At 51.4% G+C, this 22,461-nt stretch carries 29 protein-coding genes and 1 pseudogene; 9 read left to right on the top strand and 21 right to left on the bottom strand.

The window, feature by feature from the left end; genetic code table 11:
• The first annotated feature begins 112 nt into the window (after positions 1 to 112).
• The 4 genes and pseudogenes from BUC02_RS14715 (at position 113) to BUC02_RS14700 (ending at position 5,018) form a co-directional block, all read left to right on the top strand.
• Positions 113 to 1,186 carry an ATP-binding protein gene (locus BUC02_RS14715; RefSeq protein WP_073323819.1) on the top strand — a complete coding sequence of 358 codons (1,074 nt, stop codon included), beginning with the start codon at positions 113 to 115 and terminating at the stop codon, positions 1,184 to 1,186.
• 57 nt (positions 1,187 to 1,243) lie between these two features.
• Positions 1,244 to 2,254, top strand: a complete 1,011-nt coding sequence (locus BUC02_RS14710; protein WP_073323817.1) for a virulence RhuM family protein — start codon at positions 1,244 to 1,246, stop codon at positions 2,252 to 2,254.
• Between the two features lie 68 nt (positions 2,255 to 2,322).
• Positions 2,323 to 4,299, top strand: a pseudogene (locus BUC02_RS14705) (type I restriction endonuclease subunit R); the annotation flags it as partial.
• Between the two features lie 320 nt (positions 4,300 to 4,619).
• A complete protein-coding gene (locus tag BUC02_RS14700) occupies positions 4,620 to 5,018 on the top strand; it encodes a hypothetical protein (RefSeq protein ID WP_073116431.1) in 399 nt (132 codons plus the stop codon).
• Positions 5,019 to 5,069: 51 nt separating this feature from the next.
• Here BUC02_RS14700 and BUC02_RS14695 read toward each other — a convergent pair whose 3' ends face one another.
• From BUC02_RS14695 to BUC02_RS14640, 14 genes are all read right to left on the bottom strand, one after another.
• On the bottom strand, positions 5,070 to 5,849 hold the full coding sequence (locus BUC02_RS14695; protein WP_217653095.1) for a DUF3850 domain-containing protein: 780 nt from the start codon (positions 5,847 to 5,849) through the stop codon (positions 5,070 to 5,072).
• Positions 5,850 to 5,866: 17 nt separating this feature from the next.
• Positions 5,867 to 6,244 (bottom strand): ASCH domain-containing protein, encoded by a 378-nt coding sequence (locus tag BUC02_RS14690; protein WP_073323811.1) that lies wholly within the window; start codon positions 6,242 to 6,244, stop codon positions 5,867 to 5,869.
• Between the two features lie 11 nt (positions 6,245 to 6,255).
• The gene (locus tag BUC02_RS14685) at positions 6,256 to 6,789 is read right to left on the bottom strand and encodes a peptidoglycan recognition protein family protein (protein ID WP_073323809.1); all 534 of its coding nucleotides are present in this window, start codon (positions 6,787 to 6,789) and stop codon (positions 6,256 to 6,258) included.
• 121 nt (positions 6,790 to 6,910) lie between these two features.
• Positions 6,911 to 7,420, bottom strand: coding sequence for a DUF1353 domain-containing protein (locus BUC02_RS14680; protein WP_139261218.1), 510 nt, complete (start codon positions 7,418 to 7,420; stop codon positions 6,911 to 6,913).
• Positions 7,404 to 7,550: a hypothetical protein gene (locus tag BUC02_RS16365; RefSeq protein ID WP_175549896.1), complete on the bottom strand. Its 147-nt coding sequence runs from the start codon at positions 7,548 to 7,550 to the stop codon at positions 7,404 to 7,406. The genes BUC02_RS14680 and BUC02_RS16365 overlap by 17 nt, the downstream gene beginning before the upstream one ends.
• Positions 7,551 to 7,884: 334 nt before the next feature.
• Positions 7,885 to 8,070 (bottom strand): hypothetical protein, encoded by a 186-nt coding sequence (locus BUC02_RS14675; RefSeq protein ID WP_073323805.1) that lies wholly within the window; start codon positions 8,068 to 8,070, stop codon positions 7,885 to 7,887.
• A complete protein-coding gene (locus BUC02_RS14670) occupies positions 8,060 to 8,713 on the bottom strand; it encodes a DUF3164 family protein (protein WP_073323803.1) in 654 nt (217 codons plus the stop codon). The genes BUC02_RS14675 and BUC02_RS14670 overlap by 11 nt, the downstream gene beginning before the upstream one ends.
• Before the next feature lie 4 nt (positions 8,714 to 8,717).
• Positions 8,718 to 9,185 (bottom strand): regulatory protein GemA, encoded by a 468-nt coding sequence (locus BUC02_RS14665; protein WP_073323801.1) that lies wholly within the window; start codon positions 9,183 to 9,185, stop codon positions 8,718 to 8,720.
• Positions 9,185 to 10,081: an AAA family ATPase gene (locus tag BUC02_RS14660; protein ID WP_083564623.1), complete on the bottom strand. Its 897-nt coding sequence runs from the start codon at positions 10,079 to 10,081 to the stop codon at positions 9,185 to 9,187. Before BUC02_RS14660 ends, BUC02_RS14665 begins: the two co-directional genes overlap by 1 nt.
• Positions 10,082 to 10,190: 109 nt before the next feature.
• Positions 10,191 to 10,373 carry a hypothetical protein gene (locus BUC02_RS16450; protein ID WP_072807688.1) on the bottom strand — a complete coding sequence of 61 codons (183 nt, stop codon included), beginning with the start codon at positions 10,371 to 10,373 and terminating at the stop codon, positions 10,191 to 10,193.
• Positions 10,373 to 12,322, bottom strand: a complete 1,950-nt coding sequence (locus BUC02_RS14650; RefSeq protein ID WP_083564622.1) for a Mu transposase C-terminal domain-containing protein — start codon at positions 12,320 to 12,322, stop codon at positions 10,373 to 10,375. The genes BUC02_RS16450 and BUC02_RS14650 overlap by 1 nt, the downstream gene beginning before the upstream one ends.
• Positions 12,322 to 12,495 (bottom strand): hypothetical protein, encoded by a 174-nt coding sequence (locus tag BUC02_RS16360; RefSeq protein ID WP_175549894.1) that lies wholly within the window; start codon positions 12,493 to 12,495, stop codon positions 12,322 to 12,324. Before BUC02_RS16360 ends, BUC02_RS14650 begins: the two co-directional genes overlap by 1 nt.
• A 33-nt stretch (positions 12,496 to 12,528) precedes the next feature.
• A complete protein-coding gene (locus tag BUC02_RS14645; protein ID WP_073323797.1) occupies positions 12,529 to 13,344 on the bottom strand; it encodes a BRO-N domain-containing protein in 816 nt (271 codons plus the stop codon).
• Complete coding sequence (locus tag BUC02_RS14640; RefSeq protein ID WP_073323795.1) at positions 13,344 to 13,526, bottom strand: hypothetical protein; 183 nt, start codon at positions 13,524 to 13,526, stop codon at positions 13,344 to 13,346. The genes BUC02_RS14645 and BUC02_RS14640 overlap by 1 nt, the downstream gene beginning before the upstream one ends.
• A 121-nt stretch (positions 13,527 to 13,647) precedes the next feature.
• Here BUC02_RS14640 and BUC02_RS14635 point away from each other — a divergent pair, with 121 nt between their 5' ends.
• From BUC02_RS14635 to BUC02_RS14620, 4 genes are all read left to right on the top strand, one after another.
• On the top strand, positions 13,648 to 14,130 hold the full coding sequence (locus BUC02_RS14635; protein WP_073323793.1) for a helix-turn-helix domain-containing protein: 483 nt from the start codon (positions 13,648 to 13,650) through the stop codon (positions 14,128 to 14,130).
• A 39-nt stretch (positions 14,131 to 14,169) separates the two neighbouring features.
• Positions 14,170 to 15,078, top strand: coding sequence for a hypothetical protein (locus BUC02_RS14630; RefSeq protein ID WP_073323791.1), 909 nt, complete (start codon positions 14,170 to 14,172; stop codon positions 15,076 to 15,078).
• A complete protein-coding gene (locus tag BUC02_RS14625; protein ID WP_073323790.1) occupies positions 15,059 to 15,667 on the top strand; it encodes a hypothetical protein in 609 nt (202 codons plus the stop codon). The genes BUC02_RS14630 and BUC02_RS14625 overlap by 20 nt, the downstream gene beginning before the upstream one ends.
• Positions 15,668 to 15,893: 226 nt before the next feature.
• Positions 15,894 to 16,190, top strand: a complete 297-nt coding sequence (locus BUC02_RS14620) for a Mor transcription activator family protein (protein ID WP_072807695.1) — start codon at positions 15,894 to 15,896, stop codon at positions 16,188 to 16,190.
• Positions 16,191 to 16,198: 8 nt separating this feature from the next.
• On the opposite strand, the gene BUC02_RS14615 is transcribed toward BUC02_RS14620, so the two are convergent.
• Together BUC02_RS14615 and BUC02_RS14610 are read right to left on the bottom strand one after the other, a co-directional pair.
• Complete coding sequence (locus BUC02_RS14615) at positions 16,199 to 16,453, bottom strand: DUF3310 domain-containing protein (RefSeq protein WP_072807696.1); 255 nt, start codon at positions 16,451 to 16,453, stop codon at positions 16,199 to 16,201.
• On the bottom strand, positions 16,450 to 16,980 hold the full coding sequence (locus BUC02_RS14610) for a phage virion morphogenesis family protein (protein WP_073323788.1): 531 nt from the start codon (positions 16,978 to 16,980) through the stop codon (positions 16,450 to 16,452). Before BUC02_RS14610 ends, BUC02_RS14615 begins: the two co-directional genes overlap by 4 nt.
• A gap of 51 nt (positions 16,981 to 17,031) precedes the next feature.
• On the opposite strand from BUC02_RS14610, the gene BUC02_RS16355 reads away from it, so the two are divergent.
• Positions 17,032 to 17,208 carry a hypothetical protein gene (locus tag BUC02_RS16355; protein ID WP_175549892.1) on the top strand — a complete coding sequence of 59 codons (177 nt, stop codon included), beginning with the start codon at positions 17,032 to 17,034 and terminating at the stop codon, positions 17,206 to 17,208.
• Here BUC02_RS16355 and BUC02_RS14605 read toward each other — a convergent pair.
• The 5 genes from BUC02_RS14605 to BUC02_RS14585 all read right to left on the bottom strand — a co-directional run bounded on the left by BUC02_RS14605 (position 17,205) and on the right by BUC02_RS14585 (position 22,368).
• A complete protein-coding gene (locus tag BUC02_RS14605) occupies positions 17,205 to 18,695 on the bottom strand; it encodes a phage minor head protein (protein WP_073323786.1) in 1,491 nt (496 codons plus the stop codon). The genes BUC02_RS16355 and BUC02_RS14605 overlap by 4 nt on opposite strands.
• The gene (locus tag BUC02_RS14600; protein ID WP_073323784.1) at positions 18,688 to 20,193 is read right to left on the bottom strand and encodes a DUF935 domain-containing protein; all 1,506 of its coding nucleotides are present in this window, start codon (positions 20,191 to 20,193) and stop codon (positions 18,688 to 18,690) included. Before BUC02_RS14600 ends, BUC02_RS14605 begins: the two co-directional genes overlap by 8 nt.
• Before the next feature lie 131 nt (positions 20,194 to 20,324).
• Positions 20,325 to 21,731, bottom strand: a complete 1,407-nt coding sequence (locus BUC02_RS14595) for a terminase large subunit domain-containing protein (protein ID WP_073323782.1) — start codon at positions 21,729 to 21,731, stop codon at positions 20,325 to 20,327.
• Complete coding sequence (locus tag BUC02_RS14590; protein ID WP_073323780.1) at positions 21,731 to 22,138, bottom strand: terminase gpP N-terminus-related DNA-binding protein; 408 nt, start codon at positions 22,136 to 22,138, stop codon at positions 21,731 to 21,733. Before BUC02_RS14590 ends, BUC02_RS14595 begins: the two co-directional genes overlap by 1 nt.
• Positions 22,135 to 22,368: a hypothetical protein gene (locus BUC02_RS14585; RefSeq protein WP_073323778.1), complete on the bottom strand. Its 234-nt coding sequence runs from the start codon at positions 22,366 to 22,368 to the stop codon at positions 22,135 to 22,137. The genes BUC02_RS14590 and BUC02_RS14585 overlap by 4 nt, the downstream gene beginning before the upstream one ends.
• Between the last annotated feature and the right edge of the window lie 93 nt (positions 22,369 to 22,461).

The raw sequence follows: 22,461 nt of genomic DNA, 5'->3' as shown, positions 1-22,461 counted from the left end.
TGAAACGGGAACTGGAAAAGAGCGGAAAGAAAGGAAATGTAGCCTAAATCTGATGTTGGAACAAACTATTTTTGCGAAAAACCCTTGACACTACCACAAAAATATCGTTCATGTGGCGATTTCGGGTGGCCCGGAAAAACCGTATTATCTAAAAAAGGCGGGTATGACGCCCGAAGGTTGCTTTGTGCGTGTGGGAAGTTCAGTCCATGGAATGAGCGAAAAGATAATTCTGGAGACGTTCGCCTCTCGTGCAAAGATTTCTCTTGCCAAGATTCCAGCTCCGCGGCAAGACCTGACATTTAGCCAGCTAAAAATCTACTACGAAGAGAGCAAAAAGCCCTTGAACAGTCAGTTTGCCAAGACGCTGGAGTTGCTTACTCCCGACGGAAAATACAATTACAATGCTTATCTCCTTGCTGATGAAAACGGAGTATCCATAAAGGTGGCGCGGTACAAAGGCACGGACAAATATGACCTTATTGAAAATGAGGAATTTGGTTATTGTAGCATTATAAAGGCTGTAAAATCGGTACTCACGCGATTGCAGGTGGCCAACATTACGCATGCTAAGATTACTCCTATGGAGCGTATTGAAAAGCCCCTGGTCGATCCGGTTGCCTTGCGCGAGGCTGTAATCAATGCCGTCGTTCATAATGATTACACGAAGGAGGTCCCGCCCCTGTTTGAGATTTTCTCTGACAGGATGGAAATAACGAACTACGGCGGGTTGGTGGAAGGCCTTTCAAAAGAAGATTTCTTCAACTGCTGTTCTATGCCGCGCAATCGCGAACTTATGCGTATTTTCCATGACTTGGACATGGTCGAACAACTCGGGAGCGGCATGCGGCGTATTCTGCGTTCCTATGACAAGAAGGCGTTCTCATTTACGGATCATTTCATGCGGACTTCGTTCTATTTTGAAGGATTGCAGCGGTTGGGTGATAGGATAAATGATAGGATAAATGATAGGATAAACGATAGGATAAAACTTACGGAAACGGAATCGCTGATTTACGCAGAAATAAAGCGGAATCCATCTATTACGACTCCCTTACTTATACATGAAACAGGTTATTCCGAACCGACGATTAATAGAACTTTGAAGTCTTTACGGGAAAAATCGTACATTGCTCGCATTGGCGCTCGAAAGAATGGACGGTGGGAAGTGTTGAAACAAGGGTCTTGACAAATCTGTTCCAGAAATATATATTTAGTGCACAAGTGAGTAGAAAATGGTGAAGGTATGTCGAACGAACTAGCCAAGCAGATATCGTATATTCTTTACAGTAGTCCTGAAGAAGATGTCAAGGTCATGGCCTTAGTCAAAGACGAGACCATCTGGTTGACGCAGAAGGCTATGGCCGAGCTGTTTGATGTTAATGTTCCGGGCATTTCGAAACATTTGAAAAACATATACGAGGAAGGAGAGCTTAGTGAATCCGCAACTGTTTCCATTTTGGAAACAGTTCAAAATGAAAATGGTCGTTCCGTAAAGCGCAATGTCTCTTTTTACAATCTCGATGCAATTATTTCCGTCGGTTACCGTGTAAATTCTGCGAAGGCCACAAAGTTCCGCATTTGGGCTACGGGAATCCTGAAGGAATACATCAAGAAGGGTTTTGTGCTCGACGACGAGCGCTTAAAGCAGGGTAACGCTGTTTTCGGTAAGGACTACTTCAAGGAACTTTTGGAAAGAGTCCGATCTATCCGTGCGAGCGAACGCCGCATTTGGCAGCAGATAACGGATATTTTTGCCGAGTGTTCCATAGACTACGACAAGGATTCTGAAATAACGAAAAAGTTTTTCGCCACGGTTCAGAACAAGTTCCACTATGCGATAACAGGGCAGACTGCTGCGGAAATCGTGTACGAGAGGGCCGACCACAAAAAAGAGCACATGGGGCTTACGACCTGGAAAAATTCTCCGAGCGGCCGTGTGCTGAAAAGCGACGTGAACATTGCCAAGAATTATTTGTCAGAAAAGCAGATCCGTCAGCTGGAACGCGCTGTGAGCGGTTATTTTGACTACATCGAAGACTTGATAGAGCGGGAGATTGCTTTTAACATGGAGCAGTTTGCTGCAAGCGTGAACGAGTTCCTGGAATTCAGGCGCTACGATATTCTTGATGGCAATGGAAAAGTCAGCCGGGACCAGGCGGACGAGAAAGCTTTCGGAGAATACGAGATTTTCAACCGCACGCAAAAGATTGACTCTGATTTCGACAAGGTAATCCGGAAAATAAAGAAGAATTAAGGGGCTTTTTGCCTCAAAAACGCCATTTTGCCTATTGCGCAGAAAAATAATGAATTTATTTTTACTGCATGGCGTTCAAGGAAGCCGACTTAGAGAAAGTGTTTATTGACCTCCTGGTTCAGGAGGGCTGCAAGTATGTGCCCGGCGAGGCGATTGACCGTGGCGAGGGCGAGGTCTTGATCGAGCAGGACCTGCGTGACTACTTGTACCGTCGCTACGATTCCGAGGGCATTACCGAGAACGAAATCCGTTCGGTTGTTCTGCAGTTGCGGAATCTTTCGGCGAGTGCGCTCTACGAGAGCAACAAGAAGTTCTGTTCCTGGCTTTCGGACGGTTTTATGCTCAAGCGCGAGAACCCGAAGGACAAGGACATCCTCATCGAGCTTTTGGATTTCAGGCCGCTGGGTGAGCATAGAAAGTCGGGATTCGGTGTTGATGCCGATGAAGAGCCGATGCCGCTGGCGGCCGATGTGGCGGCGAAATACTGCGCCGACTGCAATATCGTCAAGATTGTAAACCAGTTTGAAATTGTCGGTTCCGAAAAGCGTATTCCCGACGCAATCCTTTTTGTGAACGGGCTCCCGCTTGTGGTGTTCGAGTTCAAGAGTGCCGTGCGCGAAGAGGCGACGGTTTTCAACGCCTACGAACAGTTGACGGTTCGGTACCGCCGCGATATCCCGCAGTTGTTTGTCTATAATGCTTTCTGCGTGATTAGCGATGGCGTGAACAACCGGGCGGGCAGTTTCTTTGCCAAGTACGATTACTTTTATGCGTGGCGACGTGTGGAATTTGGCGACAGGCGAATCGAGGCCGAGGGCATCGAAAGCCTGTACTCCATGATTCAAGGGATGTTCAATCGCAAACGCCTGTTGGATATTTTCAAGAACTTTCAGTATTTTCCGGACAGTAGCAAGAAAGAGCAGAAGGTTCTGTGCCGTTATCCGCAATATTATGCGGCGCGGTCTTTGTACGAAAACATTTGCAAGGCTCGCAAGCCGTATGGCGACGGCAGGGGCGGCACGTACTTTGGTGCGACAGGTTGCGGCAAGAGCTTTACGATGCTTTTCTTGACGCGACTGCTCATGAAGTCGCTAGAATTCAAGACGCCGACGATTGTGCTGATTACCGACCGCACCGATTTGGACGACCAGCTTTCGGGATTGTTTACGGCTTCCAAGAAGTATATCGGCGACGAGCGTGTCGAAAGTGTGGAGAGCCGTGCCGACTTGCGTGAAAAATTGCAGGGCCGCAAGAGTGGTGGCGTGTTCCTCACGACCATCCAGAAGTTCAGCGAAGATATCGAACTGTTGACCGACCGTGATAATGTTGTCTGCATTTCGGACGAAGCGCACCGCACGCAGACTAACCTGGACCAAAAAATTACCGTGACCGATAAGGGCGTCAAGACGAGTTTCGGTTTTGCGCGCTACCTGCACAATTCCCTGCCCAATGCGACTTACGTGGGCTTTACGGGAACGCCGATAGATGCGACGCTCGATGTGTTTGGCCCCGAGGTCGATGTTTACACCATGACCGAATCGGTAAAGGACGGCATTACGGTGCCCATCGTTTACGAAGGCCGTGCCGCCAAGGTGGTGCTGAACAATTCCGTTCTTGAAGAAATTGAAAAGTATTACGAAGAAGCCGCAGAAGCAGGTGCCAACGAATACCAGATTGACCAGAGCAAGCAGGATGTGGCCCAGATGGGCGTGATTCTCGGCGACCCCGACCGGTTGAAGGCCGTGGCGAGGGATTTCGTGGCGCATTACGAGGCTCGCGTTCAGGAAAAATCGACCGTTCGTGGCAAGGCGATGTTCGTTTGTTACAGCCGCCAGATTGCATATGCGCTGTACAAGAACATTTTGGAACTGCGCCCGGAATGGGGCGTGGCGAAAATTTGCGACGATGCGGAATTTGCAGGCGAGGCGACCGAACTTACCGACAAGGAAAAGCGGGAACTGAAGCCGGTTGAAAAAATCAAAATGGTCATGACCCGCAGCAAGGACGACGAGAAAGAACTTTACGATTTACTCGGCGACAAGGACGCCTATGCCAAAGCGGAAGTAATGAGAAAAGAAATAAATCAGTGAATGTGGCTGGAGCCCTTGATTTTATTGGGTTTTCTTTTCTCATTTAACCCGAAAAATGTGTGTTTTTTGATTTTGCCGTTTTTTCGCTATTTTCGCGGTTTCTTCATTTTGCGGAAAAAGATGTTTCACTTTTCGTGAGACATTTTTTTTGTGAATTGGCGTTTTTAAGCCGTTAAAGGCGTTTTGAATTTTTATTGAAAATTGGGGTGCGGACATTTGGTGCGGACATGTTTTTGAGGCGTGACGCATTTCGTGAGATAAAGTATATTTAAAATATGATAGATGAATTCGTAGAATGTAAATTTGCCGAAAAGGCTGAATCTGATGATTTAAGCATTATTGAAATTCTTGGAAATACATTCAATGGAGTAGCAGCTGGAAAGGCTTATTCTCCAGATCTTATGTCGTATTCAGAAGATGTAATGAAAAATAAATTTCGACAAATGATTTATGGTCAGGATATAGCTAGTAATCTATCTAAAGAAGAATTGAAGGAATACTCGGAAAAATTCATCGGTTTAATTATTGCATCTACATTTGGTGATAAGGTGATTTTAACAGAAGAAGAATTCAAGTTTTTCAAGAAATATGCTGGTATGACTCCGAAACAATTTATTGAGAGCACCAATCGCAGAATTGACAAATTGAATGTAAGTATTGAATTGAAACTATAAAAAAAGGCAGGATTTTGCATCCTGCCGTTAAATTTTTCGCGGTGTAGAAAATCAGCCTTCGGTTTTATCACCTTTTTTCTTCTGGAATATGGCGGCGAATTCTTCGATGGTTGGCACCTGGAGCGTTCCCTTGCCGTAGGGGTTCGGGGAGCGCATCTGCGGGCATCCCGTGCCGAGTTTCTTGCTGGTGGCGTATTTCTTGACCATTTCGTGGACTTCGAAAACGTTGAAGTTATAATCGAAGCGGTCGAAGCCGTAGAACTGGAGCACGGTGCCGATGAACGGATCGTGGAATACGAGCTTTTCTTTCTGCTTGGCGAGCGATGCCGTTTTCTTGAGCAGCATGGGAAGCAAAAGCTCCAGCTGGCTGTCGGTTTCAGCCTGTTCAGAGGTCTTCTGTGAGCCCTGGAAGTCCTTCCAGTTCCTGAGCGCGGCATGCCAGTCAGAGAGCGGGAGCCCGGATTTCATCTTCCAGCCGGTCATCGAATAGTAGTTGTAGAAGCGCCTTGCGCAGTCTGCGGACTTGCCAAGCTTCGCGGCATACTCGACGGCTTCGTCTTCGCTTGCGGGGCGGTTGCCCACGTTTGTGCGGGTGTTCTTCCCGGCGCGTTTGACGGAAACGACGCAGTAATCGTCCTTGATGCCTACGGCGTCCTCTGCATGCATGATAAAGGTGATACGCACGGTAAGGCTACGGCCTGTTTCATTGCCGCCTTCGGTCTCGAAGAGCACCAGGCGGTCGCCGACGCAGTAGAACTTATCAACCTTGTGGATGACGAAGGTCAAGTCGCCGTTCATGAGCGATTCAAAGTTCCTTTTTCTGATTTTCAAGACGTATTCCATAGCGTTTACCTCACGAATTGCCAGCTTTGCGGAGCCCTTTTGATGTGCAAATCTTCGGGATAGAGCCAGTCGGGACCGTATTCATCGACGCCACAAATCTCCCAACCGTAGAGCTTACCTCTGCCTTTTGCCTTGTATTTCTTGATTTCATCGAGAGAAACGCACGAATTTTCGACAATCTTTGGCGTTATTTCGGTGATTTCATGGCAAAAATTCACGTATATGACGCTAGTGATGCTTTTCAGTTCGGTGTCGTAGAGGTAAACCTTCAAACCGTCGCCGTCCAATGCTTTCGGGGCTGTCTTGCGGAGTTCCAGTGTCTTTTCGCCGCTGTAGATCAGTTCTGCCCACTTGTGGTGGATGCTCATCAGGATTTCTTTCATCTTTTACTCCTTTACAGCAGGGCGTTCACCTTGGCGGCGATTTCGAACATGCGTTCTTCCAGGTACTTGCCCGGGCAAGCCTTGTTCTTGAACCACTTGTGCAGCGTCATGTTCTGGATGAGTTCGCCGTCGCTGTTCTCTTGGCCGACCAGGGCCTTTTCGTTGTGCCAGCGGAGTTTGGTGATGCCGTTCCTTTTGCAGATGTCGGCGACCAGGTAGATGAGGCTTGAAAATGCAGCGTCGGTTACACGGTAGGGTGCTTTTTCGTCGCTCGACACCTCGATGGTGACTGCACGGTGGTCATTGACGGCGTTGCTGCTGCACCAGCTGCGGTCGGATTCATCGACATAGAGTGCGATGTGGCCCTGGTCATCGATGCCGTAGTTGGCAGACGCCATGCGGGCCTTGGCTGCGAACAGCTTGCCGAGTGCCCGCACGTTGATGTGGCCTGCGGTGCAGTGGATGGTGATGGTGTCGATCTTGTGGTTCCGGGGCGTAGTCCTGTTCGGGCTTATCTCGGCGTGGGATACTAGCGGACTGTTCATTTTGACTCCTATAGTGATGAGGCTACCATGTAGAGTACGGTTATTGCGAGTGCGACAAAGGCGACGCAGTAGGCCGCCTTTGCCGTGGTCTGTATGACCTTGAGTATGCCTTTTCGGGTAATCATCTGAATGCGTTTGCGGTGATTGCCCTGCCGTTGAAGCGTTTGAGCGTGAAGCCCTTGCTGTCGAGCCACTGCATCTTCACGAGGGTCTTGTTGTGGTTGTAGATGTCGCCCTGGTCTTCGTCGAGCGTGTTGTAGTGGGAACCGGCAAAGAACTTGACCGCGTAATAGACGGCGTTACGCTTGACGGTGCCCATGCCTGCGTGTTCCAGCATTTCGCGCAGGAGCAGGTCGGCATATTTCTTGCTCAAAAAGCCGTGGTAGTTGACATCGTGGATGAGCCAGGCGAGTGCAAGAAGGATGTCGCCTATTTTCGGGATGAACGGGTTCACGACGGAAGGGCCGCTCCTGAAGTCGGTCATGTAGCCCGCCATGATTTCATACACCAGGGTTCCCGGAATGCAGTCGCACTGGATTTCGATGCGCAGCTTGTTCACGATTTCGTAGAGTTCCAGGTTCTTCAGGCTCTTTTTCCAGGTGGGGACTTGCGGCCTATACGCGATGTTCACGGTCAACTCCTGCGGGGTGGGTGGTGTCGCAGGCCTTGCAGACCCACTTGCGGTCTTCGAGCTTGCAGTATTTCTTGTGACCGCACCAGCTGCAGGTCACGTATTCGTTGTATATTCGGGTGTCTTTCATTTGGCCTCTGTTGTAAAAGGGTTGCCTGCGGATGCTTCGCGGCTGCACCCGCAGGCGTCGTTTGCTGCTTATTGGTCAGCTTTGCCGAGTTTAGGGGCAGTGCGGGGACTCTAACCCCGCCGCCGAAGGCTTCACAACTCCTTCGACGTGGCCAACCGCAACCGCCCGGGGACTACCGCCACGACAATGGCTTAAAACGTGACGGTAATCGTGAGGACTGCCGCCGCTACCCAGTAGACGATCTTGCGCACATTCATGTCCACCACTCCTTAGACGACGGCTGCCAAAAGGTCGAGGATGATGAGTACCAGCGGGAAGATTTGTTGTTTGGTCACTAGCCCTTCTCCCACGTTTCGGCAAGGTCTTCCATCGCCTTGTGCGGGGTGGAGCCCACGCCCCGGAGGAGCGGCTTGCCTTGGTTCTGCCTGAGCACGACCGCGTAGCCGAACTGGGAGTCGGCTTCGAGTTCAAGCTGGTCGCGGAAAAGGTCGAGTGTCCTGTAGGTTTCGCTATTCGGCATCTTTCTTTTCCTTCTTGGCTGTTGCTACGATGTCGTTGAAGTTGAGCACGATGGTTTCCCACACTTCGCCGGAGTCCTTCTTCACCTTGCGCCTGAAGTTGATGGACTGCTTGGAGGACTTGACGATGATCGACTCTTTCAGCATGCGCATCGCCTTCTTCCACTCGGAATCCTCGATTTCGAGGTGCAAAAGCTTCATGAGCATGGCGGTGTTCACGCGGCCCTGCTTATCGACATTGAACGCCTGCGTGATGACCTTGCCCAGGTTCTCGTCGATACCGTCAAGACGGTCGTTGAGCCACTTGTCAACGATGGTTTTCACCATCTGGAGCTTTTCGTCGAAGCCGATGTGGTCGTCGATGCGGCGCTCGATGACAAGCGACTTGTCAAAATTCTGGAGAAGGATGTTGCCCTTCCAGTTCTCGCGGACACGGTTTTCCTTCGCGATTTCGTCGAGATACTTGTCGATACTACCGACGATTTCGACCTTGGTTTCCGCAATCTTTTCGGCGAGCTTCACGACCTTCTTGAAGGTCGCTTCCACCAGCTTGTCGCGCTTCTTGTCGATAGCGGGAATGTACTGTTCGGGCACGGGGCGGCCACGGTCGTCGAGCCAGTTCCCGTCTTTGTCTTTCTTTGCCATAGGGTTACCTCTGGTTGTTGTTCTTGTTTCGGTTAAATTCTTCGGGGCTCTGCGCCCCCATGGCGTGTATCGCCTTGATAAGCACCTTCGCGTCGTCCTTGCAGATCCATGTGACCACTTCCACGCTGGTGAGCCGCTTGCAGAAGGCGTTCAGGGCCTTGCGGCGGTCTTCGGAAGTCTCTGCGCGGCTGACCTGCGCCCACATCGCCTCAATGGCGCGGAGCTGTGCGGGGCTTGCCTTGTGCTTGGCCCTGCCGGAGAGCTCGTTGAACTTCTGGGCCTTGCCGTGGACCTGTTCGCGCAGGCTCTTGATGAGCGAGCTGCGCTGCTGTGTCGAGAGCTGCTTGGAGCTTTCGACCTGGTAGCGGTCGCGCAGCATGTCGCGATAGGCTTCGTCGTTCATCCCGAGCAGGCGCACAAGGCCGTGGATTTGCCTGTACTGTTCGGCTCTCTTGTCGGCGGGAGTAGTCATTAGCGTGCCACCACGAGCATCTGCGATGCGGATTCAAGGATTTCGTTGTCGAGGGTTTCGCGGTCGTTGTTGCGCATGAGTTCCTTGCTCCACATCACGAGGTGCGAGAGCAGGCGGAAGTTCCTGCGGCAAATCTGGGCGGCGCGTTCGATGCAGTTGCCTTCGTACTTTGGAAACCGGCTCTCGATGAACGCCTTCACGTCGGCATTGTCCAGGAGCTTTGCACGGCACGGTGCGCTGATACGGCTGTTCAGCTGGGCGTAGTGGTTCTTGTCGCCCTGCACGTTCTTTTCGAGCCTGGGCATGCCGCAAAGGGCGATTCCCACGCCCGCCTTGTCGTGGACGCGGCGGATGAGTTCGAGCGCACGGTAGGGCAGGTGCTCGGCCTCGTCGATGATTACCAGACGGCCCGAGTCGTTCAGCTTGTTCACGACGCGCACGAGCTTTTCGTGCAGGCTTCCGCGTTCGTCGAGACCGAGTTCTGCGCAGAGTTCGTCGAAGAGAGCCTTGGCGGTGTAGCCGTGGTCCGCCTCGATAAGGATGACGCTCGGGTGGGCCTTCGCGAAGGCCTTCAGCGCGGTTGTCTTGCCGCAGCCCGCGTCACCCGTGAGCATCCCGCAGATCTGGTGGCTGAGGACCAGCGAGCAGAACTTGTGAATGGTCTTGAAGCACTTGGTCTGCACGATTCCTTCGTTCTGCTTGATAGTCTCGCGCTGGGCTTCTACTTCGAGGAAGTCCTTCACCTTCTCGCAGATGGCGTCGATGTCGCCGGTATAGGTGCCCTTGCAGAAGTAGCTGAGCGTGGCGGGGCTTATGCCCATGGCGTTCGCCACCTTGGTCTGCGATGCCCCGGTGCGGGACATGTAGTCCTTGAGTTGCTTGATGATTGCGTCCATATTCTATCCTTTATGGTTGCTGGGTTAAAAAGGGGTGCCTCCGGGGGCGGTTTTCAGGGAGACAAGTGTTGTGTTGCGGCAAAGTGTGCCTGCCCCCATCGGCTAAGTTCTAGAGGAGTCCCGCCTTTACCAGGCGTTCCTTGATGCGGTACCAGGTGCGTATCTCGTGCCGGTCCACATCGTCCGGGAACCGTCCGGCGCGTCTGATGATCATCAGCGCCTTGTCCACGTTGTTTTCGGCAACGGGTCCGGCGACCGCACGGTAGATTTTCAAGAGCTGTTCGGAGTCCATTACATCGCCTCGCCTGTCAAGAGTTCATCCCATAGGTCGGTGCTCGGCTTTTCTTCCACTTCACCATCGACGATGTTGTAGAAGTCGGCGTTGCCCACCTTCTTTTCTGCCTTGAGCTGTTCGGAGTCGCGGTCGTGGCGCGTGAGGTGCGTTGGGCCTTGCGGCACGAAGATGTCCTGCGGGCCCACGGCGGTGCGCATTGCGCTGATATACTCTTCGGCCTGTTCCTTCGACATGTCGGGGCAGATTTCCTTGAGCATCTTTTCTTCGTGGCGCTTGCGGGCGACACCTTCGGCAATCTGCGCCTTGCCCACCGCATCGTCATCCTTGACCATGGCACCCACGGCGCTCTGCAGGGAGCATTCGCCGATGAGCTTCTTGTTCTGGTCGTAGCACCAGGCGGTGCGCATGTCGTCGGGGTCGTAGCGGAAGGTGACCTCGCGGCCCTTCCACACGGGCATCCATTCGGCCCAGTACCAGGTGTCGAGCTGTGCCAGGTGGAAACCCATGTGCATGATGCGGCCCGACACGGTGCGGCTCACCAGCATGGAGAGCGTTTCCTTCGAGACGCGGCGCATCGGTTCGCGCTTGACGATTTCTTCGTTCCAGAGCTCGCGGCGGGTCATGCCGTTGTGGTGCTTTCCCTGGCAAGGGAGCCCCGGGAAAACGTTCGTCATGTATTCCTGCGCAAGGCCGTAGAACTCTTCCCAGGTAAGGAAGTTCCCGCTCTTGAGCACGCCCTTCAGGGGCTCCGGCTTCTCGACAACGGTGCCGCCCTTGAAGCTGTTGAACATACGGTCAAAGCCGTTTTTGATAATCAAGAAATTGCGTTCAATGATCTTCGCGCGGGCGTTACGCACGATGGCGAAGTGCATCTTGATACCGAGACGGCTTGCCATGGATTCGGCATACTGCTCGTCTTCCACAATCTGGTGGCCACGGCTTTGGCCGGAGAAGTCGCGGTTGCGGTATTCGCGACCGTTGTCCACGTAGATTTCTTCCGGCAGACCGTAGCGTTCGATGCCGTGACGCATGGCGCGGAGCGTGTTCTCGGTGCCCGGGGCGTCGTGGTGCAGGCACCAGCCCATGGGCATGTAGGTCTTGAAGTCCATGAACAGCGTGATGTAGCAGGTGGCGGGCTTTTCCTGCCCCTGCACCTTCACGAACACGTCCCACGTGCGGGTATCGCCCACCCACACCTGCCCCGCCTTCAGGTCGGAGTAGTCGCGGTCCAGGTGGAAACCCTTGTTGTCGTAGAACTTCTTCTTGCCTTCGCGGGCAAAGTAGATGACATCGGGCGCGAACTCGCTCTTGAGCCTGCGATTGAAAGCCGACTTGCTCGGGAACTCGCTCTGGTCCTTCACGTCGCCGCGTTCCATAGCCTTGCCGAGCGCAATCATCCAGCTGGAGAATACGCTTATCTTGTTCGCGGTCAAGTAGGCGTTCTTAAAATCCTCGAACCAGGCGTCGCGTACGGTGGAGTGCATCACTTCGCGGTGGTTGATGAGTGCAATCTTCCCGCACTCGCCGACCTGCGAACGCTGACGGTAGATGCTCTTGATGCTCGTCTTCATTTCGGGGTGGGCCTTGTTCCAATCGTCCACGAAACGCCCGAGTTCCTTGGTGCCCGTGATGCCTTCGCACTTGAGCAAAATGAGAGTCCACTTGTCGAAGTTCTTCTTTGCGCGGTCGGTGGCGCGGTCATAGCTCCTGATGACCGTCTCCACGTCCTCTGCGCGGGTGGCGACTTCGGGGGCTTCTGGCAGGGTCTCCTGGACATAGCGGTTCGAGGCCTCGGCGGGAAGGCTGCGGACATCGATTTCGAGAACCTTGCGCCCGTCCTTTTCGCTCCAGCGGTAGTTCCACATGGAGACGCTACGGCGAACCTGCCTGTCGGAAATCCCGAGAAGCTCCGCTGCCTTCGTTGAACTAATCCAGATAGGTTGCATTAGCGGCTGGCCTTACCGAGGAGAAACGCGCGGACACGGCGGGACTTCATGCAGTCGCCGCAGAAATGGTCACGGTTGATGGTGATGCGGGCTTCTGCACCGCAGATGTCGCAGTGGCGGACTGGGGCGACGAAAGCGGGACGGGCGGGGATAGTTGCGGTTGCGGTAATCATGGAAAACTCCTTGGTGGTGTGTGGCGGTGTTGTTTAGTTCATCAGGCTGTCGATACCCTTCTTGACAAGGAACTTCAGGAAATCCTTGTTGGAAGGGAAGGTCGTGCCGTGTTCGAAAAGGCTCTGCTTCGCGGCGTTGATTTTTTCGGTCAACGGCTTCGGGAAGGTCATCGACGGCATCATGTTGGGGAACAGTTCGCACTGTGCGGACTCTTCGGCAGGGGCGACCGTCGTGGCGTCGGTAGCCGCCGCGTAGTCGATTTTGCGCTTGACGGTGTACTTGCCCGTCTTGCGGATGGTTGGGAGCACGTCTTCCACCACCCAGCGCTCGAACCTGACCGCGTCGGGCATGCGGCTGCGCATGATGAGGCGGTAGAGGTCGGGCTCGTTGATGGCGATCATCGCCTGCTTGCCGCCCTTGGTGTCCACCGTAATCTTCTTGGCGAGTTCGTTTGTGCCGTCAAGGTCCTTGCTGTCATAGACCTTGTTGCAGTGTTTCTTGATGACTGCCGCCGTGTCCTTTGTATAGCCGAGAATCTTGCAAATGTCGTCGGCGACGAACCACGCGTTCTTCTGGTCATCGAGAACCATGCGGATTGCGGTATCGTTGAAGATGCGATAACGGAGTCGCAGGGCCCCGGACATGGTCGGGTCAAGGTCGTCTTCCTTGACGCCGGTTTCCCTGGCGATGCAGTGGGCGGAACTGCCGGAGTATTCGGCGGGAACGATGTCGCCGGACTGGGAGTCCGTGTCAATAGTCGGGGTTTCCACTTCGTCCAAAGGGGCAACCGTTTCGGTTGACCCTTCGAGGGTGGTTTCGGGTTCTTCGTCGAAAATTTTCTTGATCATTATGCTACTCCTTTGGTGGTGAGTCCCAGGTCCTTGAGGATGGGGGTAAGCTGGTTGTTGGTGCGGTAGCCAGTGGCTACTTCCCTTATGTATTGGGCGCTATAGGGCTTTCCGGCGATTTCGGAAACCCTTTCGGCGGCCTTGCGCCATGAGAATTTCGTCACTGTAAGATTTTTATCCATTTGGAAAAGTTCCTCGTCTTTTTTAACTTTTGTAGTGGTGGTTAATCACTACTACATTCATAATTTAAACAATAGTTTTATCCTTGTCAAGATAAAATTAAACAAAAAGTGAATTTTTCTTATGTTCGGCGATAAAATCAAGGCTTTTGCGCAAAAAAAATATGGTGCAGACAAGCATTTGGCGGCTGCATTGGGTATGTCTCCACAGCAGTTGGCTGCATACACGGCTGAAAAAAGAAAGCCGGGTTTTGAAATTCTGCAAAAATTAGCCGGTTTGGGGTGCAGTGTATCGTGGATTCTTGACGATGATAAAACTATTGATGAATTAAACAATAGTTTCAACTTTGTCAAGGGGGATTCCGAAAATAAAGGTATTCTTGACCTTTCAGGCGCTCTTGAGCTGTCGAACACGCCCGCAAGCCGCCTCGCCCAGCTCGTGGGGGTAAGCCCCGCCACGCTCGACTCCTGGCGGCAGGGCACCGCCACGCCCACCGTCGAGGAACTCTCCCGCCTCTTCAACCAGGTCGTCGCCCTCGCCCTGAGCTCCCGCCACGCCGCCACCACGCCCGAAGCAGAGAACCCACCCACCCAAGCTACCGCGTAGCGGGGAATATTATTGAACTTTTTTAGGACATAACCAATTATGGCAACAAAGACATCTTCAACAAAGGAAATTACACTCAGTCTTTTTGCTCTTACAGAGACGAAAGACGTGAATATTACCGAAGAAATCAAAAAGGAACTTAAGGGCAAGATTACGGTCGAAAGTAGAATAGTTTCGCTTGAAGACGGCAAGGGTAAAGCATGCGCAATGAATGTCACGACTAAAGGAGACATTGTTTTATTGCATATAGCAAGATATGAAGAGGGGGCTCCGATTGATATCATAAGGCGTGCAACCAGCGACTTGCAAAAGGATTCTATTGAAGTTGAAGTGAAGGCTCCTGAAAAGGATTCTGATTACCTAAAATGTCAAGCCATGGCATTGTTCTGTGGTAATGCCGCTATAGCAATGGTTTCCGACGGTCGCGAATATTCCCTGGTGTGGAATTTTGTTCACAAGCTTCTCGGCAAAGCGAAATTCATTCCTGTTCAAGAGCCTTCTCGCGCAATTCAAGAGGCTATCGAAAATCACGGCATCAAGTATGTGCGATTGAACGGTTTTGCACAACCAAAATCTGTTCAAAAGGCGATTAGAAGTTCCGATATGAGTAAACTTGATTTTTGTACTTCTGAATGCAGAGCTGAAAGCAAAAATGATGCAGTAAAAGTTGAGCTTAAGTTTATCCCTGAAAAAAATGTCAAAGCGTTTTTCGGTTCTTTTTTGTCGGTGGGAGCACGTGGAGAAACAGTGTTTGATTCTGACGATGGAATGTTCTCTGTAGTTGCTGAAACTAGTCAAGGAGAAAAAATTAAGAAAGACGGTTTTTGTCGTACAAAAAAAGTTAAATTTGAAAAGTACGGATCTTTTGTTTACAAGAAAGAAGCTTTTGCGGAATTGACAAATTGGTTTAAGGAGCTTAACGTAAATCATGATTGGCCTTCTGAATAAAATACCGCCTAACGCCAAGCACTCTTTTGTTGCGATACTTGGCATTGTGTTGGGATTCATGGTTTCACGGCAAGAACATTTTAATATCGTCTTTGAATCAATGGACGGTGCTCTCACGTATTTGAGCATTATGTCTTCCGTGTCCTTTGCAATACTTGCCGTTCTTATGCAGATGTTCGACCATAGCATTTCTGGAACATGCGCAAAGGAACTTAAAAAGAAAGCCATTAAAACAAATAACGAAATGAGTGTAGAAGTATGGAGAATTATATTCATGCTTTTACCTGTAGTAGCTTATTCAGCAATATCCTTTTTTGATGTTCGTACTCCGGAGAACGCCGGTTTCCTTGTTGGTATAACTTTTGTTGCGTTTGTATTTTCGTTTATCCTCCCTTTCAAATACCTGAATTTCATCAGGAACCAGATGGTGAACATTGTCGAGGAAAAAGAAGACGAAGAGATTAAAGAAAATCTCGATAACGCCGACGAACTCTTGAAACAAATAGACTGCATGTCAATTCCAAAGGATGAATCTGAAACCGATGCTGGCGAAGACGCAAAAGGCGAAGAAGAAGGCAAGGAATCTTAAACAAAAACGCTTGGAGTCTTTGATTTCTTCACCGAGTTTATCACTAGTGCTAGAAATGATTTTTCCAAGGATAGAGAGTTCTTCTCTATCCTTTTTTGTTTGAGCAAGACATTCGTCAAGTACAAATAAAGAGTTTATACCTGATTGAAGTTTCCCATTCATTTTTCATTTCCTTTTTTTACGTTGTTGTTTTTTTTGCGTTTTTTGATTATATTTGGGATACAGAATGAGCTTCTGGGATTCCCTGACAATCGACGACCTTCCGAATGACGACCTGAAGTGGGTGGCAAACACCCTCGGGCTCGACATTGCCAAACGTATCTGGAAGAAGTTCGCGGGCAACCATGTAGCCTGCCCAGCCAGGATGAACCCGACAGCAGTGCGCCGCTATATGCGCGACAACTTCGACAAGCCAGTTCACCAGCTTGCGTTTGAAACCGGAGTCAGCGAGCGCACGATCTACAGGTACATGAACGTGGTTGAAAAGAAGCCTGAAAACAAAGGGCAGCTTAGCCTGTTCTAGCATACACTTTATTCCTTCATCCATTCGCCGGTTCTTGCGTGGTGCAGATAGTTTTCGGCCTTGCGGATATCGTCTTTCCAGTCGTTGTCGGGCTTGAGTCCTGCGCGGCATTGATACTTGACGGCGGTGCCGATGTCGTAGGCGGCTTCACGCGGGAGTTCTTCGCGCTTCACGATAGCGTGGATAATCTTGATTGTCTCCACGGGCATTTCGTTGTAGTAGGCGCGTTTGGGCTTGTTTGTTTTGGGTGCGGGTTTTGTCATTTGAGACCTCCTTTCTTTTTCATTTCATCGACGATTCTGTTTGCCAGAATATCCTTGATCTTGGTTTCGTCCTCTTCCTGGAGAAGCATGTAGGGGCGGGCGGGAATGTTCGCACCCGGGTGGTGGGCGCTCTTGCGGTAGAATACCGTGCCGCCCACTGTGAAACGGAGCGCCCTGCGGTTCTTGGCCACGATGTCGTGTGCTGGGATTGAACCGCCGAACTGATGGATGTGGGCATATTTTTGGGGGCCGGTCATTACGGTGACGGCGTTGCCGTCGCTGTCGAGCTCGTAGTGGATTCCCTTCATGAGCGCCCCGGTGCCAACCAGGGTCTTTCCCTTGGGCTTTTTCGAGCTGGGCCACCGGACGGGGCGGCCACCTTCGCGGAAGTTCTGCTTGACGCTCTTTGTCACAAGGTTGCCGATAGCCGCCATGGCGGGCTTCAAATCACTGGCAGTCCGCTTCGCGATATCGATAATTTCGTTGAATTTATCGATTATTACGTCTGCGTTGATAAAATTTGACATGGGGTTGCATTTCCTTGGGTAAAATGGTATATTGTCCTAAAAGAGGTTAATATGCAAGGTCCAGAATTTGAAGAACTTTTCGAGTTGTGTTACGAATGGTCTAATCACGATGCACCGCGTTTTCTTGAATGTTCTCTCAAAAAGAATACTCCTGATCATGTAAAAAAGGCCTTTGAAAAACTCAAGAAACTTCAGAAAGAATATGATGATGCTGGTGTTATCATTTAGCCATTTATTACGTTTTTTCTAATCTCCTTTAGTTTTCCCATTAAAGCTTTATAGACTGCCTTTGATTCCTCGACTGCTTCTGAACGGTTTGTAAATACATCCGCCATTGCTTCTGCAATAGTTTCCCTGTAATTGGTTTCGGCATAACGAGAGATCTTTGACCTGAATTTTAAAATGCTGTCATCATTCAGTGGAATGCCTTTGTCTTCTATAGCTTTTTTTACAATTTGTTCAGCAACGCTCTCTGCTTTAGTGTAAAAAGAGAAATAGTTGACTTGTGTTATCTTGAAGTTTATAACATGTCCCATTTCGTGAGCGGCTGTGGAAAACGGGCTGCCGTTCTTTGGGTGATATCCTGTATCCTTGTAGGGGATTCCGTCTTTGCCGAAATGTTTTTCGTTTAATCCGATGGATAGCGGAGAATTTGGAATCTTTTTGTATCCTGTATAAGCACGCTCTCTTTTTGGTGGCTTGATAGCCTTTTTTAGTATCTCAATTTGAGCTTCGGGAAAAACTTCCATTACAGAATCAATACCTTTTAAAATTCCTTTGATATTGTCCAAGTCAAATTTTTTGAGTTTTTCATCTATTTTAAAACCCCGTTTGTTTTCCATATATTCAAACAGTTTTTGGTGGTTGTTGAAAGAATCAATTTTTTCATCAATTACGAGCTCGGGAATATTACCTGCAATAACGTCCTTTCTTTCGTCGATTTTAGCTTTAGCGACAGTTGAATTCTTTTCCTTTGCAAGTTTTTGAATTTCGATATCTTTTTCAAACAGCTTTTCTTCTTTCTCTTTCGTGTATTCCTTTAGCCTCTGGTTTTCGGCATCGGCGTCGCCGATACTGTAATCCCAGTTCTCGCCGATGTTCCTGGTGTCGTTTGCGGCGGTCGGCGCTCTGGTCACCTTCTCGTCGCCACGGTCCATTTCGTACTTGCTGATGAACTCCTTTTCGCAAAGACAGCCGAAGCCGTTGGGCGGGCTGTGCTTTTCCCACCAGGGGTCATTTACAGGGAGCACGGTGCCGTTCCAGTGCTTGTGTTCCTCGCGGCTCCCGGGGAGCATCATGCACACGTACTTGGCATGGGTGAACACTTCGGGCATGGCCCTTGCTTGTCGCTCCTGGGCTGCCGCCGCTGCAGTGAGCATATTCGTCTGGTAAATGACCTTGGAACGCCATGCACCGTATTTCGGCTTTTCCATCTTTGCATCAAAGCTGGGGTCTGCTGCTCGCCACTTGCTTGCAATCTTGTAGAAGTTGTCGCGGAAGTCTTGCAGGGAGTCACCCTTTTCGATGGCCCTGTCAACTGCGTTTCGGAAATCGAGCAGGATGTCGGCGCGCATTGCGCCGGCAACGGTGAACGCCCTCGTGTGCATTGCGCCCTTGAGGCTGTTCCAGCGTTTTGTAGGAATGTTGATTTTCTTCTTGAAGTAATCGACGGCTTCCCTGTAAGCGCCCTGCTTGAATCCGAGTTCCTTAGCCATTGACGATTCCCGCCTTTTTCAGGATGGAGAAACGGCCCGCAAGATCTGCGGCAATAAAGGCCTGTTCCATTTCGTCAGCAATTTTGTCCATGGGCATTTCGCCATAGCAGCCGCCCAGCTTGTCGCGGACTTCTTCGAGGCTCTTTGCGTTTTCCACCAGTTCCCTGATGGGAGCGAGAATATCCACCTTTTCGCATTCGTCTTCCAGGAGTTCTGTGAATGCATTCACCTGGTTTCGGAGTTCGTGGGCGGTCTTTCTGACCTTGCCCTTCTTTTCGGGGCCTTCGGCGAACATGCCGCCTTGCTGAACTTCGGTCATCTCGAAATACTTCTCGTCGATTCCGTAGATGTCGCTGATGTATTGGGCATTGAACTTGACTCCCAGCTGCGAGAGCTTTGCGTCACGTTCGAGGCGTGCCTGCTGCATGTCTTCCGGGAGAATGATGTTCATCCACGGTATGACCTTTTCGCCGGGCCAGTTGATTTCGTAGATCCACCTGATAAGCTGATTGAAGCTGGATTCAATCATGGCGGCATCGTCAAGGGCCAGGTCCAGGCGCACGTCGTTGTGCACGGTGGCCATGGCCTGGGTGCCGCCCGAACTTGTTTGCTCGGTGGTGAGCGTTTCGCCGAGCCACGCCTTGCTGATTTCGGAATCCGCCCAGGCCACGATTTCGCTGTGGGGGTTGGTGCCGCTCATCTTGGTTTCCAGGAGCTCCACGGAGCCCGTCTGCGGGATGACCGCCACGGCATCGCGCACAAGCCCAGAAAGCATCCTGAGGAAGGTGTTCTGTTCCTTGTCGGTCGCTCCCGGAGGAATCTTCCCGACGGCCTTGGGCATGCCGTACTTCTCGACGAATATCATCCAGAACTTGAGACCGCCTTTCTTGAAGGCCATGGGCCAGAAGCAACGGGCATAGACTGGCTCGCCATAGGGATTGGTGGCCGTGGGGCGGTTGCGGGTCACAATGAACTTGCGGTCGGGTACGGGAACCTTCGCGTCGAACTTGTTCTGGAATAGCAGCTTGCCTTCGTCGTCGAAGCGGAACCATTCCTGCGGGCGGTCCTTGATGGCGACAGGCAGAATGAGCGTTCCGTAGGCCGTGGGGACGGAATCCCACACGATTTCGTGGACGGCAAAACCGAAGCCAATGGCCTGGAGCATCTGCGAAATGGTGTTGCGCAGTTCCAAGTTCCAGAAGTATTCTTCAAGCATCTTCGCTTTCTTGGGGTCGCCCTTGCTACCGTCGATTGTCCATGCGCGGCTTGTGATGGATGCGAAACGCTTGCTCTTGACGGAATCGAGGTGTCCGTCCACGAAGTTTCGGTAGACCTTGATGTTTCCACCCTGCGCCTTGAGGATAGGGTCGGGGTTTGGCAGGTAATCTTCGCCCGTGACGAAAGTCGCTGCCGCCCGGGTGGCAACTTCGGTCGCCAAGCGGAGTTTTTCACCGCCGTTTTGGGTGTTTTCGGTCTTTTTCTTACTCTTTTTGCTCATGCAATCCTCGGTTGTTTTCTAATCTCGTTGAATGGCCGTTCAAATTCGTTGAATTTTGATTTTCTAAACTCGGATGACCGTTTACTAGTCCAAAACAAAAACGGGCTAGAAAGGGCCTTTCTGTGCGATTTTTAGAAGCCGTTAAAATTCATGCTTTCCCCTTTGAACGGATTGGCGGTCTGGATGAATACCGGACCCGCGTCACTTGCGTTTTTCGCATGGTATGCAAGTGCGGCTCCCCAGAAGAAGTCGCCGTGGCCCTGCTCGGTGCTTGCAGCGTCGTAGCGCACGTTCCCCGCACTCGTGACAATCTTTCGGACGGCGTGGATGCTTTCGGCCTGTTCGTCCTCGATTTTGGTGTCGATGCCCGGGAACTTTGGGCATTTCTCGATGATGAGCTTCTGGTCTTCAAACGCTTGCAAAAGGGTGATGGCAAGGTCGGCCTTTACCGTGTTGGAGAAAAGTACGCCCTCGACCTTGACCGTGCCGAACTTGTCCTGGGCCCGTTCGGTGAACTGGTCGCCGCATCCGGTGCGGTCGATACAGCCGCGGACAAGGTTCGGGAGTTTCAGGAACTTGTAGAGTTTCTGTTCAAGGTAGCTCCACTTCTTGTTCTGATAGGCTTCTACTGCACGGCAAATCAGGCGATCACCGATGTCTTCGAACACGTAGATGACATAGAGGTGGCGGTGGCGGGCCACGTCGCAACCCAGGTAGAGCGGGCCTTTGGCCTTTTCGAGCCCGAGTACTCCTAGGCGCTCGCAGCTGTGAATCAGGTCGTAGCTGATCATGGCCTTGGATTCGTCCTGCGGGTTGCAGCAGTATTCCTCCTGCCAGATGGCTTCGGTAAGGCAGCCTTTGTGTTCCTGCTCCAGCCATTCTTCGCGTTCTTTCCTGGAGAGTTTTCGACCGCAGATGCGGTCGGCAACGCCTTCCTCTACTGCGAGCTGGATTGGCACGGTGTGCACGCTGTAGTCGAGTTCGCCTTTTTTGCATTTCTCGATGAGCTTGTAGAAAAGGCTGTTTACGCCGTTGTGGGTTGACAAAATGCGGATGGGATAGCCCCACATGGCGGCAGGCTTTGCGGCTGCCCACATTTTCTGGTCGTTTTCGTGGTGGGCGGCTTCGTCCCACACGATTTTACCGCCCTTGGAGCGGAACGCCTTGGGGTTGCTGGAGAGCACGTAGATTTTGGAGCCGTTGTTGAACTCGATAATCTTGCTCTTGATTCCCTTGTCCTCGTCGGCAAATTCGCAGTCCTCGATGTCTTCGGAGTTGATTTCGGCCAGCGCCTTGGCGATAGCGTTGAGCTTCTGAATCCACGATTCGCAATAGTCGATGTATTCAGCTGCGGCGGTCATGTCAGCTGAGCTGAAAAAGACCTTGAGTCCGGGCTGCTCGATACAGTCCTGCACGTCTTCGAAGCTTTGCACCCACGTGCCGCCGATACGGCGGGACTTCTCGAAAATCTTGACTTTCGACTTGTCGGCGAGCCACCGCTTTTGATACGGAAAAAAGAATTCGTCTAGTGCTGCCATTATACGCCCAGGTGTTTCTTGATTTCTTCGAGCGCCTTCTTGGCACGTTCTTCCGGGGAAAGCTCGGACTTGTTTTTCTTGGGTGCCACGGCCTCGTACTTGCGGGCGTGTTCGGCGGTGTCTATGATTCGCTGGAGTGCGGTGTAGCGTTCGGCTGCAACCTTTACGCCGTCAAGTTCATCCTGCTTGATCTTGCGGGCCATTACTTCGCCCAGCTCGAACAGCTGCGCGTGAAAGTTCTTTTCGCTGCCGCTGATTTCGGCACGTGCTTCGTCCCAGTGTTCTTCAGATTTCCAGTTCTGAAGGGTGCGCGTGGAGATGTTGAGCCGGCGGCTAATGTCAGCTAGGCTCATCTGGTGAATGGTGTAAAATTCTTTCGCCTTGGGCTTGAGTTCGGACTTGCTCACGGTTGCCTCCCTGTCGTATGCGATTCCATGCAACAGGCCCGTATCGCGTCAAGCGCCCTTTTCTGGTCGTCGCTGTACTGTTTCAGAACCGATTCCCAGCGCACCTGGTCATTGGCGGCGTTCTTTTCCCACTTGGCGTTTTCGTTCGTGTAGAAGATGGCAAGCATCAGCGCGAAAATGACGCCGATGCCGAACTGTTTCAATGCTTCCTGCCAGAAAGTTTTATCCATGGTATATACCTCCTCGCAAAGTTACCCAATAGGCTCTGACATAGGGCATGACAATGTCATGTCCTCGTTCGCTTTTATTCGGGTATCTTTGAG

Source organism: Fibrobacter sp. UWOV1 (assembly GCF_900142495.1).
Classification (GTDB): domain Bacteria; phylum Fibrobacterota; class Fibrobacteria; order Fibrobacterales; family Fibrobacteraceae; genus Fibrobacter.
Note: the sequence above shows the minus strand (reverse complement) of the source record. Positions and strands in the feature narration are given on the sequence as shown.

What these genes read in the sequence shown, in the direction of transcription:
- BUC02_RS16450 (WP_072807688.1), bottom strand. Translation starts at nt 10,373, where the DNA reads ATGGACTCCGAACAGCTCTTGAAAATCTACCGTGCGGTCGCCGGACCC.
- BUC02_RS14620 (WP_072807695.1), top strand. Translation starts at nt 15,894, where the DNA reads ATGAGCTTCTGGGATTCCCTGACAATCGACGACCTTCCGAATGACGAC.
- BUC02_RS14625 (WP_073323790.1), top strand. Translation starts at nt 15,059, where the DNA reads ATGATTGGCCTTCTGAATAAAATACCGCCTAACGCCAAGCACTCTTTT.
- BUC02_RS14645 (WP_073323797.1), bottom strand. Translation starts at nt 13,344, where the DNA reads ATGATCAAGAAAATTTTCGACGAAGAACCCGAAACCACCCTCGAAGGG.
- BUC02_RS14675 (WP_073323805.1), bottom strand. Translation starts at nt 8,070, where the DNA reads ATGCCGAATAGCGAAACCTACAGGACACTCGACCTTTTCCGCGACCAG.
- BUC02_RS16365 (WP_175549896.1), bottom strand. Translation starts at nt 7,550, where the DNA reads ATGAAAGACACCCGAATATACAACGAATACGTGACCTGCAGCTGGTGC.
- BUC02_RS14605 (WP_073323786.1), bottom strand. Translation starts at nt 18,695, where the DNA reads ATGGCTAAGGAACTCGGATTCAAGCAGGGCGCTTACAGGGAAGCCGTC.
- BUC02_RS14710 (WP_073323817.1), top strand. Translation starts at nt 1,244, where the DNA reads ATGTCGAACGAACTAGCCAAGCAGATATCGTATATTCTTTACAGTAGT.
- BUC02_RS14690 (WP_073323811.1), bottom strand. Translation starts at nt 6,244, where the DNA reads ATGAAAGAAATCCTGATGAGCATCCACCACAAGTGGGCAGAACTGATC.
- BUC02_RS16355 (WP_175549892.1), top strand. Translation starts at nt 17,032, where the DNA reads ATGCAAGGTCCAGAATTTGAAGAACTTTTCGAGTTGTGTTACGAATGG.
- BUC02_RS14595 (WP_073323782.1), bottom strand. Translation starts at nt 21,731, where the DNA reads ATGGCAGCACTAGACGAATTCTTTTTTCCGTATCAAAAGCGGTGGCTC.
- BUC02_RS16360 (WP_175549894.1), bottom strand. Translation starts at nt 12,495, where the DNA reads ATGATTACCGCAACCGCAACTATCCCCGCCCGTCCCGCTTTCGTCGCC.
- BUC02_RS14685 (WP_073323809.1), bottom strand. Translation starts at nt 6,789, where the DNA reads ATGAACAGTCCGCTAGTATCCCACGCCGAGATAAGCCCGAACAGGACT.
- BUC02_RS14650 (WP_083564622.1), bottom strand. Translation starts at nt 12,322, where the DNA reads ATGCAACCTATCTGGATTAGTTCAACGAAGGCAGCGGAGCTTCTCGGG.
- BUC02_RS14630 (WP_073323791.1), top strand. Translation starts at nt 14,170, where the DNA reads ATGGCAACAAAGACATCTTCAACAAAGGAAATTACACTCAGTCTTTTT.
- BUC02_RS14615 (WP_072807696.1), bottom strand. Translation starts at nt 16,453, where the DNA reads ATGACAAAACCCGCACCCAAAACAAACAAGCCCAAACGCGCCTACTAC.
- BUC02_RS14660 (WP_083564623.1), bottom strand. Translation starts at nt 10,081, where the DNA reads ATGGACGCAATCATCAAGCAACTCAAGGACTACATGTCCCGCACCGGG.
- BUC02_RS14600 (WP_073323784.1), bottom strand. Translation starts at nt 20,193, where the DNA reads ATGAGCAAAAAGAGTAAGAAAAAGACCGAAAACACCCAAAACGGCGGT.
- BUC02_RS14700 (WP_073116431.1), top strand. Translation starts at nt 4,620, where the DNA reads ATGATAGATGAATTCGTAGAATGTAAATTTGCCGAAAAGGCTGAATCT.
- BUC02_RS14640 (WP_073323795.1), bottom strand. Translation starts at nt 13,526, where the DNA reads ATGGATAAAAATCTTACAGTGACGAAATTCTCATGGCGCAAGGCCGCC.
- BUC02_RS14635 (WP_073323793.1), top strand. Translation starts at nt 13,648, where the DNA reads ATGTTCGGCGATAAAATCAAGGCTTTTGCGCAAAAAAAATATGGTGCA.
- BUC02_RS14670 (WP_073323803.1), bottom strand. Translation starts at nt 8,713, where the DNA reads ATGGCAAAGAAAGACAAAGACGGGAACTGGCTCGACGACCGTGGCCGC.
- BUC02_RS14665 (WP_073323801.1), bottom strand. Translation starts at nt 9,185, where the DNA reads ATGACTACTCCCGCCGACAAGAGAGCCGAACAGTACAGGCAAATCCAC.
- BUC02_RS14585 (WP_073323778.1), bottom strand. Translation starts at nt 22,368, where the DNA reads ATGGATAAAACTTTCTGGCAGGAAGCATTGAAACAGTTCGGCATCGGC.
- BUC02_RS14610 (WP_073323788.1), bottom strand. Translation starts at nt 16,980, where the DNA reads ATGTCAAATTTTATCAACGCAGACGTAATAATCGATAAATTCAACGAA.